This window comes from Brevundimonas sp., assembly GCF_013912005.1.
Lineage (GTDB): Bacteria > Pseudomonadota > Alphaproteobacteria > Caulobacterales > Caulobacteraceae > Brevundimonas.
The window spans coordinates 1-17,279 of sequence record NZ_JACESB010000027.1 but is presented as its reverse complement, the minus strand read 5'-3'; the positions used below and the strand labels follow the sequence as shown (position 1 = coordinate 17,279).

At 72.3% G+C, this 17,279-nt stretch carries 16 protein-coding genes and 1 tRNA gene; 9 read left to right on the top strand and 8 right to left on the bottom strand.

Annotated features, from left to right (window positions below; translation table 11 throughout):
- Nucleotides 1-39 precede the first annotated feature (39 nt).
- On the bottom strand, nt 40-297 hold the full coding sequence (locus H2038_RS13505; RefSeq protein ID WP_292114245.1) for a hypothetical protein: 258 nt from the start codon (nt 295-297) through the stop codon (nt 40-42).
- A 124-nt stretch (nt 298-421) separates the two neighbouring features.
- A tRNA-Lys gene (locus tag H2038_RS13500) sits at nt 422-497 on the bottom strand.
- Nucleotides 498-692: 195 nt separating this feature from the next.
- Here H2038_RS13500 and H2038_RS13495 point away from each other — a divergent pair.
- Entirely contained in the window at nt 693-1,046 is a 354-nt protein-coding gene (locus H2038_RS13495) for an Hpt domain-containing protein (RefSeq protein ID WP_292114242.1), read from the top strand.
- On the opposite strand, the gene H2038_RS13490 is transcribed toward H2038_RS13495, so the two are convergent.
- A complete protein-coding gene (locus H2038_RS13490) occupies nt 1,043-1,408 on the bottom strand; it encodes a chorismate mutase (protein WP_292114239.1) in 366 nt (121 codons plus the stop codon). The two genes, H2038_RS13495 and H2038_RS13490, sit on opposite strands and share 4 nt — an antisense overlap.
- The gene (locus H2038_RS13485) at nt 1,380-2,195 is read right to left on the bottom strand and encodes a ferredoxin--NADP reductase (RefSeq protein WP_292114236.1); all 816 of its coding nucleotides are present in this window, start codon (nt 2,193-2,195) and stop codon (nt 1,380-1,382) included. Before H2038_RS13485 ends, H2038_RS13490 begins: the two co-directional genes overlap by 29 nt.
- Before the next feature lie 189 nt (nt 2,196-2,384).
- Here H2038_RS13485 and H2038_RS13480 point away from each other — a divergent pair, with 189 nt between their 5' ends.
- From H2038_RS13480 to H2038_RS13470, 3 genes are all read left to right on the top strand, one after another.
- On the top strand, nt 2,385-4,646 hold the full coding sequence (locus H2038_RS13480; RefSeq protein ID WP_292114233.1) for a S9 family peptidase: 2,262 nt from the start codon (nt 2,385-2,387) through the stop codon (nt 4,644-4,646).
- On the top strand, nt 4,580-6,121 hold the full coding sequence (locus H2038_RS13475) for an amidase (protein ID WP_292114231.1): 1,542 nt from the start codon (nt 4,580-4,582) through the stop codon (nt 6,119-6,121). The genes H2038_RS13480 and H2038_RS13475 overlap by 67 nt, the downstream gene beginning before the upstream one ends.
- Nucleotides 6,122-6,209: 88 nt before the next feature.
- Nucleotides 6,210-6,497, top strand: coding sequence for a SemiSWEET family sugar transporter (locus H2038_RS13470; protein ID WP_292114227.1), 288 nt, complete (start codon nt 6,210-6,212; stop codon nt 6,495-6,497).
- Here the strand turns inward: H2038_RS13470 and cysC are convergent.
- Both cysC and cysD read right to left on the bottom strand, forming a co-directional pair.
- Nucleotides 6,463-8,295 carry an adenylyl-sulfate kinase gene (gene cysC / locus H2038_RS13465; protein ID WP_292114224.1) on the bottom strand — a complete coding sequence of 611 codons (1,833 nt, stop codon included), beginning with the start codon at nt 8,293-8,295 and terminating at the stop codon, nt 6,463-6,465. The two genes, H2038_RS13470 and cysC, sit on opposite strands and share 35 nt — an antisense overlap.
- The gene (gene cysD, locus H2038_RS13460; RefSeq protein WP_292114221.1) at nt 8,295-9,203 is read right to left on the bottom strand and encodes a sulfate adenylyltransferase subunit CysD; all 909 of its coding nucleotides are present in this window, start codon (nt 9,201-9,203) and stop codon (nt 8,295-8,297) included. Before cysD ends, cysC begins: the two co-directional genes overlap by 1 nt.
- 84 nt (nt 9,204-9,287) lie before the next feature.
- On the opposite strand from cysD, the gene H2038_RS13455 reads away from it, so the two are divergent.
- The 3 genes from H2038_RS13455 to H2038_RS13445 all read left to right on the top strand — a co-directional run bounded on the left by H2038_RS13455 (nt 9,288) and on the right by H2038_RS13445 (nt 13,178).
- Nucleotides 9,288-10,196, top strand: coding sequence for an ROK family protein (locus H2038_RS13455; protein WP_292114218.1), 909 nt, complete (start codon nt 9,288-9,290; stop codon nt 10,194-10,196).
- Between the two features lie 53 nt (nt 10,197-10,249).
- On the top strand, nt 10,250-11,671 hold the full coding sequence (locus tag H2038_RS13450) for a dicarboxylate/amino acid:cation symporter (protein WP_292114216.1): 1,422 nt from the start codon (nt 10,250-10,252) through the stop codon (nt 11,669-11,671).
- A 64-nt stretch (nt 11,672-11,735) separates the two neighbouring features.
- Nucleotides 11,736-13,178 (top strand): aldehyde dehydrogenase family protein, encoded by a 1,443-nt coding sequence (locus H2038_RS13445; RefSeq protein WP_292114213.1) that lies wholly within the window; start codon nt 11,736-11,738, stop codon nt 13,176-13,178.
- Here H2038_RS13445 and H2038_RS13440 read toward each other — a convergent pair.
- Both H2038_RS13440 and H2038_RS13435 read right to left on the bottom strand, forming a co-directional pair.
- A complete protein-coding gene (locus H2038_RS13440; protein ID WP_292114210.1) occupies nt 13,163-13,822 on the bottom strand; it encodes a response regulator in 660 nt (219 codons plus the stop codon). The genes H2038_RS13445 and H2038_RS13440 overlap by 16 nt on opposite strands.
- Nucleotides 13,819-15,291, bottom strand: a complete 1,473-nt coding sequence (locus H2038_RS13435) for an ATP-binding protein (RefSeq protein ID WP_292114207.1) — start codon at nt 15,289-15,291, stop codon at nt 13,819-13,821. Before H2038_RS13435 ends, H2038_RS13440 begins: the two co-directional genes overlap by 4 nt.
- Before the next feature lie 158 nt (nt 15,292-15,449).
- On the opposite strand from H2038_RS13435, the gene H2038_RS13430 reads away from it, so the two are divergent.
- Together H2038_RS13430 and H2038_RS13425 are read left to right on the top strand one after the other, a co-directional pair.
- The gene (locus H2038_RS13430) at nt 15,450-16,175 is read left to right on the top strand and encodes a TorF family putative porin (RefSeq protein ID WP_292114204.1); all 726 of its coding nucleotides are present in this window, start codon (nt 15,450-15,452) and stop codon (nt 16,173-16,175) included.
- Between the two features lie 23 nt (nt 16,176-16,198).
- On the top strand, nt 16,199-17,279 hold a 1,081-nt coding region (locus H2038_RS13425), incomplete at its 3' end, for a HAMP domain-containing protein (RefSeq protein WP_292114201.1).

Genomic DNA, 17,279 nt, shown 5'->3' with positions numbered 1-17,279 from the left:
GACCGCGTCCGGACGCCAGACGCTGCGGCCGTCGCGCGATCAGATCGCCGGGCGGCGGGCCAGCTGGCGGGGCGGCGCGAGAATCCGGCCGGCGGCGCCGAGGGCCACCAGGGCGGCGATGGCGGCGGACGCCGCCACGACGCACCAGCCGCAGTGCGGCGTCTGCGGCCCGCACATGGCGGCGAGGCTCCCCATGTGGCGCAACGCCAGCCAGGTTGCGGCGGCGGCGAGGCCTGTGGCGGACAGGGCGAGGGCGAGCAGGGCTCCGGCCAGAAGGCGGCGATCGGTGGAGGTCACGTCAGCATCCCGTCAGTTCCGGACCATATGGACGCGAACCGGCGCCGGCGGCTTTGCGCGAACGCAAACGCGCCGCCGGACTTCGCCGGGTCAGACTGGCCAGCCTGCGGAGGGCGAGGGACGATGGTGGGTGATGTAGGGTTCGAACCTACGACCCGCTGATTAAGAGTCAGCTGCTCTACCAACTGAGCTAATCACCCGGACCGATCGTCGGTCGCGCGCTCGGAGGCGGCGAGGGGCGGGACATAGAGGCAAGCTTCCCGGAACGCAAGCGGCTTTTCCGTGGCCGTTCCGGGCCGGCGGCGGACAGGCTAGGCTGGCGGCGCGGAATCAACCGCCATGACGGGGGACGGGATGGAGTTGCGGGAGCGTCGCGGGCCGGCGGGCGGCGCCTGATGGCGCGCCGGGATCTCAGCGGGGCGGTGGACTTCGCCGTGCTGGAGCGGATGACCGGGGGCGACGACGGCGTCACCGAGGAGGTGCTGGGCCTGTTCGTGCAGCAGGCGGCCTTGTGGTCGCCGCTGCTGGACGTGCGCGACGACGGCTGGCGGGACGCGGTGCACACCCTGCGGGGGGCGGCGGCCGGCATCGGCGCGGACGCGCTGGCGCAGGCCTGCCAGGCGGCCGAGGCGGCCGAGAAGCCGGCGGCGCCGCCGCTGCTGGAGCGGGTGCGCGATCATCTGGAGGCGGCGCTGGCCGACGTCGCCGCCTTCCGGCACGAGCTGATGCTGCGGGGGCTGCGGGGCTAGCCCCGGGTCCGGTCCCAGGCGTCAAGCTCGTGGGCGATGCAGCGGTCGATGAGGGTGCGCCAGACGGGCTCGGCGATGGCCGGCGACAGGCCGGCGGGCGCGGCGGCGGCGAGGACCTTGCGCACCACGTCCTCGATCCGGGCCTCGTCGTGGACCACGTCGCGGCTGGGCTTGATGCGGGCGGCGGCGTCCATGTAGCGTTGGCGCTCGGCCAGCAGGACGACGAGGGCGCGGTCGAGCGCGTCGACGCCGTGGCGGACCTCGGCCATGGAGGCGCAGGCCTCGGGGGCGACGCGGGCGTCGACGGCGACGGCGGTCGGGGCGTCCTTCAGGTCAGCCGACAAAGGCGCGCTCCAGCACATAGTCGCCCGGCTCGGCGTTCGAGCCTTCCTTCAGGCCGTAGCCCTCGAGCAACTCGGCCGTCTCCTTGATCATGGCCATGGAGCCGCACAGCATCACCCGGTCGCGCTCGGGCGAGAAGCCCTCGGGCAGGCCGAGGTCGCGGAACAGGTCGCCCGAGCGGATGCGGTCGGTGATCCGGCCGGGCGTCCCGAACGGTTCGCGGGTGACGGTCGGATAGTAGGTCAGCTGGGCCTTCGCCTCGTCGCCGATCAGGGGGTCGTCGTGGATGCCCGAGGTGAGGAAGTCCCGGTAGGTCAGGTCGGCGACGTGGCGCACCGTGTGGCAGACGATGACGCGGCCGAAGCGGCTGTAGGTCTCGGGGTCGCGCGCCACGCTGAGCCAGGGGGCCAGGCCGGTGCCGGTGCCGATCAGCCACAGGCGCTCGCCGCCGGTCAGGGCGTCCAGCACCAGGGTGCCGGTGGGCTTCTTGCCCATCAGCACGGTGTCGCCGGGGCGGATCTTCTGCAGCCGGGAGGTGAGGGGGCCGTCCGGCACCTTGATCGACAGGAACTCCAGCTGTTCGTCCCATTGCGGGGAGGCGATGGAGTAGGCGCGCAGGATCGGCTTGCCGCCGTCCTCGCCCGGCAGGCCGATCATCACGAACTCGCCGGAGCGGAAGCGGAAGTCCTCGGGGCGCTCCACCCGGAAGCTGAACAGCTGGTCGGTCCAGTGATGGACCCACAGCACCTTCAGCTCGTGGAAGGGCGAGGCCTTGGCGGGCGGGGCGGAGACGGCGACGTCGGTCATCGGGGGCTTATTAGGCGGCGGGGGCCGGTTGCGGAAGGGAGTCGGCGTCGCAGGCGCGCGGACGACCGCCCGGGCGGTCGTCCGCGGTCCAGAGTGCGCCCGGAAGAAAACGGGGTGCACATCGTGCACTTTCGGGCGAGGTGCGGCGAGGGGATGACGGCGGGAGATTCCGGCTCTAGCGTCGCCGCCATGCGCAACATCCTTCTCGCCTCCACCCTCCTCGTCGCCACCCTGACGCCGCTGGCCGCGGCGATCGCGCAGGAGGCGCCGGGGACGGCGATCCTGACGCCGGAGCGGGTGTTCGCGGATCCGGCCCTGTCCGGCCCCGTGGCCAAGGGCGTGTCCCTGTCGCCGGACGGCGAACTGGTCGCCTTCCTGCGCTCGCGCGAGGACGACGCCGAGGTGCAGGACCTGTGGGCCGCGCCGACCGGCGAGGGGGAGCCGTTCAAGCTGATCGACGCCCGCGCGCTGGTCCCCGACGCCGGCGAGCTGTCGGAGGCCGAGAAGGCGCGGCGCGAGCGGATGCGCATCAGCGCCCGCGGCGTGGTCGAATACTCGTGGGACGAGCAGGGGCGCTACATCCTCGCGCCGCTCGAGGGCGACATCTTCCTCGCCGAGCGGGACGGCGGGGCGGTGCGCCGGCTGACCGAGACCGAGGCGGACGAGATCGACGCCAAGGTGTCGCCGGACGGAAACTACGTCTCGTGGGTGCGGGACCAGGACCTGGTGGTCTACGACCTCGCCTCCGGGCGGGAGACGGAGGTCACCACCGACGGCGAGGGGCTGATCACGTGGGCCACGGCCGAGTTCATCGCCCAGGAGGAGATGGATCGCGACACCGGCTACTGGTGGAGCCCGGACGAGCGCTACATCGCCCTGCAGCGCACCGACGAGTCGACCGTCGACGTGATCCCGCGGCTGGACATCACCGGCGGCGGGGCCACGGTGGTCGAGCAGCGCTATCCGCGGGCCGGGCGGCCGAACGCGGTGGTCGAGCTGTACGTGCACGACCGCGAGAGCGGGCGGCGAACGAAGGTCGACCTCGGCGGGAACGCCGACATCTACCTGGCGCGGGTGAACTGGTCGGCCGACGGGCGGACCCTGTACGTGCAGCGTCAGTCGCGCGACCAGAAGACTCTGGACCTGCTGAGCGTCGACCCGGCGACGGGGGCGAGCCGCGTGATCCTCACCCAACGCTCCGACGCCTGGACGCCGCTGAGCCACGACTTCAAGGCGCTGGAGGACGGGCGTTTCATCTGGTCGTCGCAGGAGAGCGGCTGGAAGCACCTGTACCTGTACGACCGCGAGGGGCGGCTGATCCGGCCGATCACCCGCGGCGACTGGGCGGTGAAGGCGCTGAACGGCGTCAACCAGGACACCGGCGAAGTGTTCTTCACCGCGTCGATGCGCGACGGCCGGGAGCTGCCGATCGAGCAGCAGCTGTTCCGCGCCTCCCTGAACGACACCGTGGAGCCGGCGGCGGTGACGCCGGCGGGCGGCTGGTGGTCGGCCTCGATGAACCGCACGGGCACGGCCTTCGTCGGCAACTATTCCGATCCGGCGACGCCGCCGCGCTCGGGCCTGTACCGGGCCGACGGGACCTTCGTGCGCTGGATCGAGGAGAACCGGCTGGACGAGGATCATCCCTACTTCCCCTACGCCTCGCGCCGGCAGACGCCGCAGTTCGGGACGCTGGAGAGCCACGGCGAGACCCTGGTCTGGCAGATGACCACGCCGCCCGGCTTCGACCCCTCGAAGACCTACCCGGTGGTGATGCAGGTGTATGGCGGCCCGTCGGGCGGCGGGGTGCGCCGGGCATGGCAGCCGCTAACCAATCAACTGTTGACCGAGGCGGGCTACATCGTCTTCCGGCTCGACAACCGCGGCGAGGGCGACCGCTCGGCGGCGTTCAAGGAGGCCCTGCACCTGAAGATGGGCCAGCCTGAGATTGAGGATCAGGTTCTGGCGGCCAACTATCTGAGATCTCTGCCCTTCGTCGAGGACGACCACATCGCCATGATGGGCTGGTCCTACGGCGGCTTCATGACCCTGATGGCCCTGACCGAGCCGGAGATGGGGCTGGCCGCCGGGCTGGCCGGGGCGCCCCCGACCGAGTGGAGCCTGTACGACACCCACTACACCGAGCGGTACATGTCGACGCCGCAGGCGAACGCCGAGGGCTACGCCGCCTCGGACGTGATCCCGCGCCTGCCCAACCTGACCGGACGGCTGCTGCTGATGCACGGCATGGCCGACGACAACGTCATCTTCGAGAACACCACCCGCGTGCTGAACGCGCTGCAGGAGGCGAGCATCCCCTTCGAGACCATGCTCTACCCCGGCCAGCGCCACGGCGTGCGGGGCAACTCCAGGCAGCTGCACCAATGGCGAACCTACCTCGACTTCCTCGACCGCACGATCGGCGATCGGGCGCCGTCCGCGCAGGACTGATCGCAGCCCTCGCCGGGCTCGCCGCCGCCTGCGCCGGCGGACCGCCGCCTGCGGTCGGCGCCGGGTCCGGGTCGACGGTGGTCGCCGCCGCCGTCGAGCGCATCGTCCGGCTGGACCGCGGCATGCCGGACGCGGCTCCCAACAGCGTGCTGCGGGTGAGTCCGACGGCGCTCGCCGCCGCCCCGGCCGCGGACGGACCGCTGGCGGGCCTGCCGATCCTGCTCAAGGACAATATCGAGACGGCCGAGATGCCGACCACGGCCGGGTCGCTGGCGCTGCTGCACAACGCGCCCGGGCGCGACGCGCCGCTGGTCACGCGGCTGCGCGATGCCGGGGCGGTGATCGTCGGCAAGACCAACCTGTCGGAGTGGGCCAACATCCGCTCGTCGGACTCGATCAGCGGCTGGAGCGCCGTCGGCGGGCAGACGCGCAACCCGTACGACCCCGAGCGGACGCCGTGCGGCTCGTCCTCCGGCAGCGCCGTGGCGGTGGCCATCGGCCTGGCGCCCGTGGCGATCGGGACGGAGACGGACGGGTCGATCACCTGCCCGGCCTCGGTGACGGGGATCGTGGGCTTCAAGCCGACGGTGGGGCTGGTCAGCCGGACGCACATCGTGCCGATCAGCCATTCGCAGGACACGGCCGGGCCGATGGCGACCACGGTGGAGGATGCGGCGCGGGTGCTGACCGCCATCGCCGGGACGGATCCGATGGACCCGGCCACGGCCGAGGCCGATGCGCGGAAGGTGGACTATGCGGCGGCGCTGGACGCGAACAGCCTGCGCGGGGCGCGCATCGGGGTGATGCGCTTCCTGCTGCCGAGCTATTCGGAGGAGACGCGGGCCGAGTTCGAAAAGGCGGTTGAGGCCATGCGCGCCGCCGGGGCGGAGATCGTCGACATCACCGAGGCGCCGGCCGACTTCCGCCGCATCGGCGGCTGGGAGCTGACCGTGCTGCTGACCGAGCTGAAGCACGACCTCAACGCCTACCTCGCCTCGACCGACCCGGCCCAGGTGCGGACGCGGACCCTGGCGGAGGTGATCGCCTTCAACGCCGCCGAGCCGCGGGAGACGGTGCTGTTCGGCCAGGATCTGTTCGAGCAGGCGGAGGCGACCGGCGGGCTGGAGGACCCGGCCTACGTCGAGGCGCGGGCCAACTCGGTGCGCGCGGCGGGGCCGGAGGGGATCGACCGGATGATGGCGGAGCACCGCGTCGTCGCCCTCGTCGCCCCGACCACCTCGCGCGCCTGGACCAACGACCGCGAGGACGAGGACGACATGCAGGGCTCGGCCAGCCGACTGGCGGCGGTCGCCGGCTATCCACACCTGACGGTGCCGATGGGCTTCGACCGCGGCCTGCCGGTGGGGATCAGCTTCATCGCCGGCAAATGGGAGGATGCGAAGGTTCTGTCGCTGGGCCACGCCTTCGAACAGCGGACCCTGGCGCGGCGTCCGCCGGGCGCGACGCTGCACTAGCAACCAAGGGGGAGCGCCGCCGTTGAGGCGGAATGCAGCATCCGCTCCCCCGCCCGGCGCCCCGTCCCGAGCCTTCGCAGGCCGTCGCGTGAGCGAGGTTGTGGCCAACGCCTTCGGGGTCGGCGCGGCCCTGTGCTCGATCACCAGCTTCGCCCCCCAGATGGTCAAGATCTGGAAGGAGCAGGACGCCACGGCGGTGTCGCTGAAGACCTATTCGCTGACCGTAACCTGCTTCGCCCTGTGGGTGGTGTACGGGGCGATGACCGGCGCCTGGCCGGTGACCTTCGCCAACACCTGCGCCCTGCTGATGGCCTCCGGAGTGCTGGCCATGAAGTGGCGGTTCAGCCGGCGAGCGCCGTCCGTATCAGGCGGATGACCTCTTCCGCCGCCTGCTCGGGCGTGCACGCGGCGGTGTCGATGCGCAGGTCCGGCGACTCCGGCGGCTCATAGGGGCTGGCGATGCCGGTGAAGTTGGCCAGCTCGCCCGCGCGCGCCCGGGCGTAGAGACCCTTCACGTCGCGCGCCTCGACCACCGCCAGCGGGGCGTCGACGTGCACCTCGAGGAACTCGCCGGGGGCCATGATCTCGCGGGCCGCCTGCCGTTCGGCCTCGAACGGCGAGATGAAGGCGACGAGCACGATCAGGCCGGCGTCGGTCATCAGCCGGGCGACCTCGGCCACGCGGCGGATGTTCTCGACCCGGTCGGCCTCGGTGAAGCCGAGGTCGCGGTTCAGGCCGCGCCGGACGTTGTCGCCGTCGAGCAGGGCGGCGTGCAGGCCGTCGGCCAGAAGGCGCTGGTCGACCAGGTTGGCGATGGTCGACTTGCCGGCCCCGGACAGGCCGGTGAACCAGACGACGAGCGGCTTCTGGCCCTTGAGCGCGGCGCGCTGGTCGCGGTCCACCGACAGGCGCTGCGGGCGCACGGTGTCGGCCCGGCGGAGGGCGAAGCGGATCATGCCGGCGCCGACCGTCTCGTCGGTGATGCGGTCGATGAGGATGAAGCCGCCGAACTCGCGGCTCTCGGCGTACGGCGCGAAGGGGATGGGCGCGTCGAGCGACAGGGTCGCCACGCCAAGGTCGTTGAGGGCGAAGGTGCGGGCCGGCCGGGCCTCGCCGGTGTCGATGTCGATGCGGCGGCGGACGTCGCCGATGCGGGCGGCGACGGTCTGCGTCGCGAGTTGCAGCCAGTAGGACCGGCCGGGGAGAAGGGCGTGTTCGGACATCCAGACGATGTCGGCCTCGAACAGGTCGGCGACCTCGAGCGGCGCGTCCGCGGCGGCCAGCACGTCGCCGCGGGAAACGTCGACGGGGCGGTCGAGCACGAGGCTGATCGACTGGCCCGTCGTCGCCTGCGGGAGATCGCCGTCGAAGGTCACGATGCGGTCGACGGCGGCCTCGGTCCCGGCGGGGAGAATGCGCAGGCGGTCGCCGGGGCGGACTGTCCCGCCGCCGACGCGGCCGGTCAGGCCGCGGTAGCCGGCGCCGTGGCGGATCACGGACTGCACGGCCATGCGGAAGGGCCCGGCGGCCTCCGCCCGCGGCGGCGCGGCCGCCAGCCACTCGACGAGGGTCGGCCCCGCGCACCAGGGCATGCGCGAGCTGCGGGCGACGACGTTGTCGCCGTCGCGGGCGGAGATCGGGAGGGCCGCGACATCGGGGAGGCCGAGCTCCGCGGCGAAGGCCAGCCATTCGCCGGCGAGGCGGTCGAAGAGGTCCTGCGACCAGTTGACCCGATCCATCTTGTTGACCGCCAGCAGCACCCGACGCACCCCGAGCAGGGCCAGCAGGCGGGTGTGCCGCCGGGTCTGGGTGAGCACGCCCCGGGTGGCGTCGACCAGCACCACGGCCACGTCGGCGGACGAGGCGGCGGTGACCATGTTGCGCGTGTACTGCTCGTGGCCGGGCGCGTCGGCGAGGATGAACCGGCGCTCGCCGATGTCGAAGGACCGCCAGGCGACGTCGATGGTGATGCCCTGCTCGCGCTCGGCGCCGAGCCCGTCGAGCAGGCGCGACAGGTCGGGTCCGTCGGGGCCGTCGCCGTCGAGCGCGGCCAGGATGTCGGCGGGCACGGCGCCGCAGTCGTGCAGCAGGCGGCCGATCAGGGTGGACTTGCCGTCGTCCACCGAGCCGCAGGCGACGAGGCGGACGATGCCGGGGCGGGCGGGCTCGGCCATCAGAAATAGCCCTCGCGCTTCTTGCGCTCCATCGAGGCCGCCGAGTCGTGGTCGATGATGCGGCCGTGGCGTTCCGACAGCCGGGTTGCGGCGACCTCGGCGATCACCTCGTCGAGAGTCGCGGCGTCGCTCTCGACCGCGGCGGTGAGCGGCCAGCAGCCGAGGGTGCGGAAGCGGACCCGGCGCGTCTCCACGCGCTCGCCCGGCCGGAGGGGGAAACGGTCGTCCTCCACCGGCAGCAGCACGCCGTCGCGCTCGACCACCCGCCGCTCGGCGGCGAGGTAGAGGCCGGGCAGGGCGATGTTCTCGCGGCGCACGTAGCGCCACACGTCCAGTTCGGTCCAGTTGGACAGGGGGAAGACGCGCAGCGACGCCCCGCCGGAGACGCGCGTGTTGTAGAGGCTCCAGAGCTCCGGCCGCTGGGCGCGGGGATCCCAGCCGTGGGTCGGCGAGCGGACCGAGACGATGCGCTCCTTGGCGCGGCTCTTCTCCTCGTCGCGGCGGGCCCCGCCGAAGGCGGCGCCGAAGCGGTGCAGGTCGAGCGCCTGCTTCAGGCCCGCCGTTTTCCAGAGATCGGTGTGGACGGCGGGGCCGTGGTCGAACGGGTTGACGCCGGCGGCCTCGGCCTCCGGATTGCGGTGGACGATCAGGCGCATGCCGGCCGCCGCGGCGGCGGCGTCGCGGTAGGCGTACATCTCTGCGAACTTCCACGTCGTGTCGACATGGAGCAGGGGAAAGGGCGGCGGGGCGGGGAAGAAGGCCTTGCGGGCCAGGTGCAGCATCACCGCCGAGTCCTTGCCGCCGGAGAACAGCATGACCGGCCGCTCGCGCCCGGCCGTGACCTCGCGCAGGATGTGGATGGCCTCCGCCTCCAGTCCGTCCAGCACCGCGTCCCGCTCGTCGCCCATGGGCAGCACCTGTGACGGCGGAATCGCCCGGCGCCAACCCCTGCGGGGATGGTCCGGAGCCGCGCGGCGGGGCAGGGTGGGCGGATGAGCGAGCACAGGGAAACCGCGCCGGCGGCCGGCGTCGAGCTGGGCGGCACCAAATGCGTCTGCCTGCTGGCGTCGGGGCCGGACAGCATCCTCGAGGAGGTCCGCCTCCCGACCCGGGGGGCGGACGAGACCCTCGCGGCCATCCGCGAGGTGCTGGCGCGCTGGCGCGCCGGGCCGGGCGTCCGCGCCCTGGGGATCGCCGGCTTCGGGCCGCTGGAGCTGGACCCGGCGTCGGCCGACTTCGGCCGGGTGACCGCCACGCCGAAGCCGGGCTGGCGCGGAGCGGACCTTCTGTCGCTGGCGGAGGGGCTGGACCGGCCCGTGGCCGTCGACACCGACGTCAATGCGGCGGCGCTGGCGGAGGGGCGCTGGGGCGCGGCGCAGGGCCTGCGCAGCTACGCCTACGTCACCGTCGGCACGGGCATCGGCGTGGGTTCGGTGGTGGACGGGCGGACCGTCCGCGGACTCGGCCACAGCGAGGCGGGGCACCTGCGGATCCCGCGGCGGCCGGGGGACGACTGGCCGGGCGTCTGCCCCTATCACGGCGACTGCGTGGAGGGGCTGGCGTCGGGTCCGGCGATCGCCGCCCGGGCCGGCCGGCCCGGAGAGCAGGTCCCGCCCGACCATCCGGCGTGGGAAACAGCGGTCGCCGCGCTGGCCGGCATGCTGCACAATCTGGTCCTGACCACCTGTCCGCAGCGCATCCTCATCGGGGGCGGCGTCGCCGGGGGGCAGCCGTGGCTGTTTCCGCGCCTGCGCCGGGGCCTGATCGACAGCCTCGGCGGCTATGCGACCGCCGACCGGATCGCCGCGGACCTCGAGGCCTTTGTGCAGCCGCCGGCGCTGGGCGGCCGCGCCGGCCCGCTGGGGGCGATCGCGCTGGCGCTGGCCGCGGCGGAGCGCTAGCGAGCGGGTCCGATTCCGCCCATGGTCGGCGTTGCGGATCAGAGGATGAGCGGATGACAGCGAAGGCGAAGACGGCGGCGACGGCGGGGGCGCGCCGGAAAAGGACGACAGCGCCTCCATCTCCGCCCCCGCCCCCGCCCCCGCCCGCCGCAACGCCCAAGCCGTTCTGGCGCAGCCTCTATTTCCTCGTTCTCCTCGCCATCCTCGCCGGGGGTCTGATCGGCCACCTGTGGCCTGAGCTGGGACGCGACCTGAAGCCGCTGGGCGACGGCTTCATCAAGCTGGTCAAGATGATCATCGCGCCGGTGATCTTCCTGACCATCTCCACCGGCATCGCCGGGATGAGCGACCTGAAGTCGGTGGGCCGGGTGGCGGGACGGGCCTTCGCCTACTTCCTGACCTTCTCGACCCTGGCGCTGATCGTCGGGCTGGTGATCGCCAATGTGGTGCGGCCGGGGCGGGGGCTGAACGTCGATCCGGCCAGCCTGGATGCGGGGGCCGTGAGCCAGTACGCCGAGGCGGCGCACGAAACCTCGATCCAGGGCTTCCTGCTGGGGGTCATCCCCGACAGCCTCGTCGGCGCCTTCACCAGCGGCAACATCCTGCAGGTGCTGTTCGTGGCGATCCTGTTCGGCGTCGCCCTGGCGCTGATCGGCGAGCCGGCGCGGCCGGTGACGCGGGCGCTGGAGTCGCTGTCGCAGGTGATGTTCCGCGTCGTCGCCATCCTGATGAAGGCGGCGCCGATCGGGGCCTTCGGGGCCTTCGTCTTCACCATCGGGGCGTACGGCCTGCAGTCGGTGGTCAATCTCGCCGCCCTGGTGGCGACCTTCTACCTGACCTCGCTGGTCTTCGTGCTGGGGGTGCTGGGGCTGGTCGCGCGGGCCAACGGCTTCTCCATCTTCCGGCTGATCGCCTATCTGAAGGCGGAGCTGCTGCTGGTGCTGGGCACCTCCTCCTCGGAGGCGGCGCTGCCCAGCCTGATGGAGAAGCTGGAGCGGGCCGGCGCGCCGCGGCCGGTGGTCGGCCTGGTGGTGCCGACGGGCTATTCGTTCAACCTCGACGGCACCAACATCTACATGACGCTGGCGGCCCTGTTCATCGCCCAGGCGATGAACATCGAGCTGAGCCTCGGCGACCAGATCCTGCTGCTGCTGGTGGCCATGCTGAGCTCCAAGGGGGCGGCGGGCATCACCGGGGCGGGCTTCATCACCCTGGCCGCCACACTGGCGGTCGTGCCGTCGGTGCCGGTGGCCGGCATGGCCCTGATCCTCGGCATCGACCGCTTCATGAGCGAGTGCCGGGCGCTGACCAACTTCGTCGGCAACGCCGTGGCCACCCTGGTGGTGGCGCGCTGGGAGGGCACGCTGGACCGCGCCGCCCTCGCCGAGGCGCTGGGTCGCGGCCCGGCCCCCCTGGCGGCCGCGCCCGATCCCGCGGCCGGCCCGGGCGACCGCGAGCATGTCACGGCGGACTGAGGCGGGGCTGACGCGACGGCGCGGCTTCTGTACCAGTGGCGGCCTGCATCCGCCGGAGGATTCCATGACCGACACCCTCGAGCTCTGCCACTGGATCGGCGGGGAGAAGGTCGACGCCGAGCGTCCGGGCGAGGGGCTGAACCCCTCGGACACGCGCGAGGTGGTCGCGCGCCGGCCCGAGGGCGGGACCGCCGAGGTGGACGCGGCGGTGGCGGCGGCGAAGGCGGCCTTTCCCGCCTGGGCCGAGGCGTCGCCGGAGCTCCGTTCGGACGTGCTGGACCGGGCCGGGACCCTGCTGATGGCGCGGCGCGAGGCGATCGGGACCCTGCTGTCGCGCGAGGAGGGCAAGACCCTGGCCGAGGGGATCGGCGAGACCGTGCGCGCCGGGCGGATCCTCAAATACTTCGCCGGCGAGGCGCTGCGCCTGCACGGCCAGAACCTGGCCTCGGTGCGCCCGGGGGTGGAGGTGCAGACCCGACGCGAGGCGGTCGGGGTGTTCGGCCTGATCACGCCGTGGAACTTCCCCATCGCCATCCCGGCGTGGAAGGCGGCGCCGGCGCTGGCCTTCGGCAACACCGTGGTGCTGAAGCCCGCGGGCCCGACCCCGGCGACGGCCGAGGCGCTGGTGGCGGTGCTGCACGAGGCCGGGCTGCCGAGAGGCGTGCTGAACATGGTCGTCGGCCGCGGCGACGTGGGTCAGGCGCTGGTCGACCATCCGGACGTCGACGGCCTGTCGTTCACCGGCTCGCAGGGCGTGGGCGCGGGTGTGGCCGCCGGGGCGGCGGCGCGGCAGGCGCGGGTGCAGCTTGAGATGGGCGGCAAGAACCCGCTGATCGTGCTGGACGACGCCGACCTCGACCGGGCGGTGACCATCGCGCTGGACGGCTCCTTCTTCGCCACCGGCCAGCGCTGCACGGCGTCGAGCCGGCTGATCGTGCAGGACGGGATCCACGACCGCTTCGTCGCCGCCCTGGCCGAGCGGCTGCGCGGCCTGAAGGTCGGACCGGCGCTGGACCCGACCACCAACATCGGCCCCGCGGTCAGCGAGGCGCAGATGGAGACCTCGTACCGCTACGTGGAGATCGCGCGCGGCGAGGGCGGCCGGGTGGTCGCCGGCGGCGACCGGCTGCAGCTGGAGACGCCCGGCTGGTACGTGCAGCCGACCCTGATCGCCGACACGGCGGCGGGCATGCGCATCAACAGCGAGGAGGTGTTCGGCCCGGTCGCCTCGACCATCCGGGTGAAGACCTATGAGGAGGCGCTGGAGATCGCCAACGGGGTCGAGTTCGGCCTGTCGGCGGGCATCGTCACCGGCTCGCTGAAGCACGCCCGCGACTTCCAGCGCCGGGCGAAGGCGGGGATGACCATGGTCAACCTGCCCACGGCGGGCGTCGACTATCATGTGCCGTTCGGGGGGACGAAGAAGTCCAGCTACGGCCCGCGCGAGCAGGGCTTCGCGGCGGTGGAGTTCTTCACCTGGACGAAGACGGCCTACACTGCCCTGTGAGATCCGGGCGGGGCGGGGTCGTCCCGCCCCTCGCCGTCATCCACGAGCAGGCCCATGCGGACGAGCGCCGACAGGCTGTCGGCGGCCATCTTCTCCATCACCCGGGCGCGGAACACCTCGACCGTGCGCGGGCTGATGGACAGGTCGATGGCGATCTCCTTGTTGGAGCCGCCCTCGACCAGCCGGTCGAAGATCTGTCGCTCGCGGGGCGTCAGGGCCGCCAGCCGGGTCTCCACCGTCCGCCGGCGGGCCTGACGCAGGGAGATGTCGTCGACCCGGCGCAGCACCCCGCGCACCACCTCGACGAGGCGAGCGGGATCCACGGGTTTCTCGATGAAATCGACGATTCCCGTCTTCATCAGCTCCACCGCCATCGAGACGTCGGCGTGACCGGTGATCACGATCACCGGCCAGGTGCGATCGGTCAGGGCCGCCAGCCGGCGGACCACCTCCGCCCCGTCCATCACGGGCATGCGAAGGTCGGTGATGACGCAGGCGGCGGGCTCCTGGGGCAGCTGTTCGAAGAACTCGGCGCCGCCCGCGAAGGCGCGCGCGCGCAGACCCTCCGCGCGAAGCAGCACCACCAGCGAGTCCCTTACGACTGCATCGTCGTCGATGACGAAGACGGTTCCCTCATGCATCATGCGGTCCCCTCCTCCCTAGGGATGCGAATGGTGAACGCGGCTCCTCCGTACCGGCTCCGCCCGACCTCCATCTGACCCCCGTGCCCCTCGATGATGGTGCGGGTCACGGACAGGCCGAGCCCCATGCCGCCGGCCTTGGTGGTCGTGGTCGGCTCCAGCACCGCCTCGATGCGCTCTGGCGGAACGCCCGGGCCATTGTCTTCCACCGAGACGACATAGTGCGCCTTTTCCGCCTGCCCGGAGATGAGGACGAGGGGCGGGGCGGCGGCCGCGGCGGCCTCGAGGGCGTTGCGAACGAGGTTGATCACGGCCTGCTGGAACTGGATGCGCTCGGCGAGCACCCGGTCGTCCTGCGGATCGACCTCGACCCGCACCTCCATGCCCTGGTCCCGGCCCAGCATCTGCAGGGACGGACCCAGGTCGACGATCATGGACGACACGCGCTCGGGCCGCAGGTCAGCCGTGCCGGTGGCCAGGAGGTCGCGCATCCGCCGGATGATGGCGCCCGCGCGGAGCACCTGCCCCTTGGCGAGCTCAAGCGTGTGTCCGGCGCTCTGGCCCAGCGGCCCGCTCCGTTCAATGTCGCGCTGGCTGGCCTGCATGTAGGCGGCGGCGGCGCTGAGCGGCTGGTTGAGCTCGTGGGCGAGCGTGGCCGCCATCTGGCCCAGGGAGTTGAGGCGCCAGACCCGGTTCAACTGCTCGTCCAGCTCGCGCGCCCGCGTCGTGGCCGCTTCGGTGCTGGTGACGTCGGTCACGCAGACGGCGGCGTAGCCGCCGCCCGCCCGTCCGGCGCTGATCCCGACCTGCAGGTTCAGCGTCAGCTGTCGCCCGGCGCGGGTGCGGGCGGTCCAGACGGAAACCGGGGCCGGGCGCCGGCCGTCGCCGGCGAAGCGGGCGAGATCGAAGCCGTCGACCAGCCGGTCGAACGGCAGGCCGCGGGCCTCCGCATCCTCCAGCTCGAACAGCCCGGCGGCCGCCGGGGTCAGGCGGCGGACCCGGCCCTTGCGGTCGAGCAGGACGACCGGCACCGCCGACAGCACCGTGTCCAGCATGGCGGTGCTCCCGGCGAGGGTGCGGGCCAGCACGCGGGAGCGGAGACGTGCGCGCCTCTGGGCCCAGCAGATCTCGGCCAGGAACCAGCAGACGCACAGGAAGAGGGCGGCGTTGACGATCGCGTCGATCAGGTGTTCGCGCGGCACCAGCCAGAGGTTGAGGGCGATCGACAGGGCGATCGCGAGGCCGGTGGGGCCGGGGCGGGTGAGCAGGGCGGTGGCGACCGCCGCGGGCACCATCGGCAGGTAGTAGAACTGGCCGAACGGCTCAAGCAGGTAGCGTAGACCGACGCAGGCGGCGACGGAAACGACGGCGAGCAGATAGCCGCGCCAGCCGCGCCATGAGCGCCTCACCAGCCCGCCGAGCAGCGGGCCCAGCGGCGTTCCGTCCTTCAGGCTGGCTGTGTAGCTTCGCACGCCTGCGATTGAGTCCCCATCCCCGATATCCCGATTTCTAGACTAACCGGATTCCATTAGGAAGCGAACGGTCAGCATACGCATTTCTACGTACGCGTTGGTTTACCAACGGTATTCCGCTGACTCCCGAAGATGTCGCCAGCATCCGAGGGGGAAATATGTTCAACCGTGACCACCATCGTCCGGGCCCGGAAAAGCGCCTCGCCCGCGGCCTGCCTGCCCTGCTCGCCGGCCTCGCGGTCGCCGGCGCCGCTTCGGCTTCCGCCGCCGCGGATCCCGAGTTCAGCGGCCAGATCGGCGTGGCGACGGAGAATGTCGCCAAGGGTCTCGGCAAGAGCGGCGGCGACCCCAGCGTCTCGGGCTCGGTCGGCGTCGCGCTGAACGGCTTCTACGCCGAGTTCGAGGCGTCGACGGTCGAACTCGGCGGCGGCGCCGATGCGGAGATGATCGCCACCGTCGGCTATGTGCGCGAGGTCGGCGGCTACGAGATCGACCTGTCGGTGCTGCGCCGGTCGCTGCACAACACCGTGGCCGGCTACGACGACCTCTACACCGAGTACCAGGTCGACGTGTCCCGCGACGTGGGGCCGGTCGGGGCGCGGCTGCGGGTGAACTACACCGCCGACGGCGCCGGGTCGGCGCGGGAAGCCTGGTGGATCGAGGCCCAGGCCGGCTTCGCGCTCGGCTCCCGCACGCGCGCCAGCGCCGCCGTGGGCGAGCGGATCAGCGACACCAGCGCCGAGTACACGGCGTGGAACGTGGGCGTGAAGCACAAGCTCACCTCCGCCGTCGCCGTCGACCTGCGCTGGTACGACACCGACGAGCACGCGCTGGGCGAGCGCTACGAGGATCGCCTCGTCGCCGCCCTGACCTTCGCCTTCTGACCCGACAAGAGATCGAGGCCCCCGTGACCCTGCTGAACAACCTGCCTGTAGGCCGGAAACTGTTTCTCGCCTTCGCCTGCGTCCTGTTCGCCATCGGCGCGATGGGCGGCGTGGCCTTCTACCAGATCGAGGCTCTGAAACGCGCCCAGGCCGAACGCTCGGTGGGCAACACCATGACCCGGCACCTGCAGTCGGCGCAGTTCTATCTGGCGCGTCAGGAGAACAGCTTCCGCGGCTACCTGATCTCCGGAGATCCCTACTACATCGAGCGGGCGGAGGCTCACCGGGCGTCCTTCAAGGGCGAGATGGAGGCGCTGAAGGTCGAAGGCACCGCATCTGTGGCTGCGCTGGCGGAGACGGCGGAGAAGGCCGGTGACGACTGGTTCCAGCACGTCGTGGTGCAGGGGCGGGCGCTCGCCGACGCTCCGGCGACCCGCGCCGCCGCCTTGCAGATGGTCGGGCGCGACGGCTCTGCAGACGCCGCGATGGGCGTCGTCGAGGAGTCGGTCGAGCGCATGCACACGGTGGTCGAGGCGGAGCTCGAGCGGGGTCGCTCGGTGTACGACCGGGCGCTGTCGGGGCTCGTCGTCGCCCTGATGATCGGTCTGGCCGCCGCCCTCCTGATCTCCCTGGCGGTCGGCTTCCTGCTGACCCGCGCCATCGCCGGCCCGATCGATCTGATGATCACGCAGATGAACCGTCTGCGCTCCGGAGACACCTCCGTCCAGCCGGAAGCCAATCGCAAGGACGAGTTCGGCGCCATGGGCGCTGCGATCCTCGCCTTCCGCGACGCGGCGATCGAGAAGGTGCGGGTCGAGCAGGAGGCCGCCGCCGCCCGGGAGGCGAACGAACGCCAGCGGATCGCCGCGGAGGCCGAGAAGGCCCGGGCGGCCGAGGAGGACCGGGTGGCCATCACCGCGCTGGCCGAGGGTCTGGCGGCCATGGCCGGGGGCGACCTGACCTACCGGATGACCGTGCCGGTGGCGCCGAAGGCGGAGCAGCTGAAGGCCGATTTCAACTCCGCCATCGGCCAGCTGCAGCAGGCGGTGTCGGTGGTGGTGACCAACGTCGCCGCCATCCGCTCGGGTTCGGGCGAGATCAGCC

Bases quoted from the DNA above. Each gene is read 5' to 3' on its own strand.
- H2038_RS13495 (WP_292114242.1), top strand. From the start codon at position 693: ATGGCGCGCCGGGATCTCAGCGGGGCGGTGGACTTCGCCGTGCTGGAG.
- H2038_RS13430 (WP_292114204.1), top strand. From the start codon at position 15,450: ATGTTCAACCGTGACCACCATCGTCCGGGCCCGGAAAAGCGCCTCGCC.
- H2038_RS13440 (WP_292114210.1), bottom strand. From the start codon at position 13,822: ATGATGCATGAGGGAACCGTCTTCGTCATCGACGACGATGCAGTCGTA.
- cysC (WP_292114224.1), bottom strand. From the start codon at position 8,295: ATGGCCGAGCCCGCCCGCCCCGGCATCGTCCGCCTCGTCGCCTGCGGC.
- H2038_RS13475 (WP_292114231.1), top strand. From the start codon at position 4,580: ATGGCGAACCTACCTCGACTTCCTCGACCGCACGATCGGCGATCGGGC.
- H2038_RS13450 (WP_292114216.1), top strand. From the start codon at position 10,250: ATGACAGCGAAGGCGAAGACGGCGGCGACGGCGGGGGCGCGCCGGAAA.
- H2038_RS13485 (WP_292114236.1), bottom strand. From the start codon at position 2,195: ATGACCGACGTCGCCGTCTCCGCCCCGCCCGCCAAGGCCTCGCCCTTC.
- cysD (WP_292114221.1), bottom strand. From the start codon at position 9,203: ATGGGCGACGAGCGGGACGCGGTGCTGGACGGACTGGAGGCGGAGGCC.
- H2038_RS13455 (WP_292114218.1), top strand. From the start codon at position 9,288: ATGAGCGAGCACAGGGAAACCGCGCCGGCGGCCGGCGTCGAGCTGGGC.
- H2038_RS13490 (WP_292114239.1), bottom strand. From the start codon at position 1,408: ATGTGCTGGAGCGCGCCTTTGTCGGCTGACCTGAAGGACGCCCCGACC.
- H2038_RS13480 (WP_292114233.1), top strand. From the start codon at position 2,385: ATGCGCAACATCCTTCTCGCCTCCACCCTCCTCGTCGCCACCCTGACG.
- H2038_RS13445 (WP_292114213.1), top strand. From the start codon at position 11,736: ATGACCGACACCCTCGAGCTCTGCCACTGGATCGGCGGGGAGAAGGTC.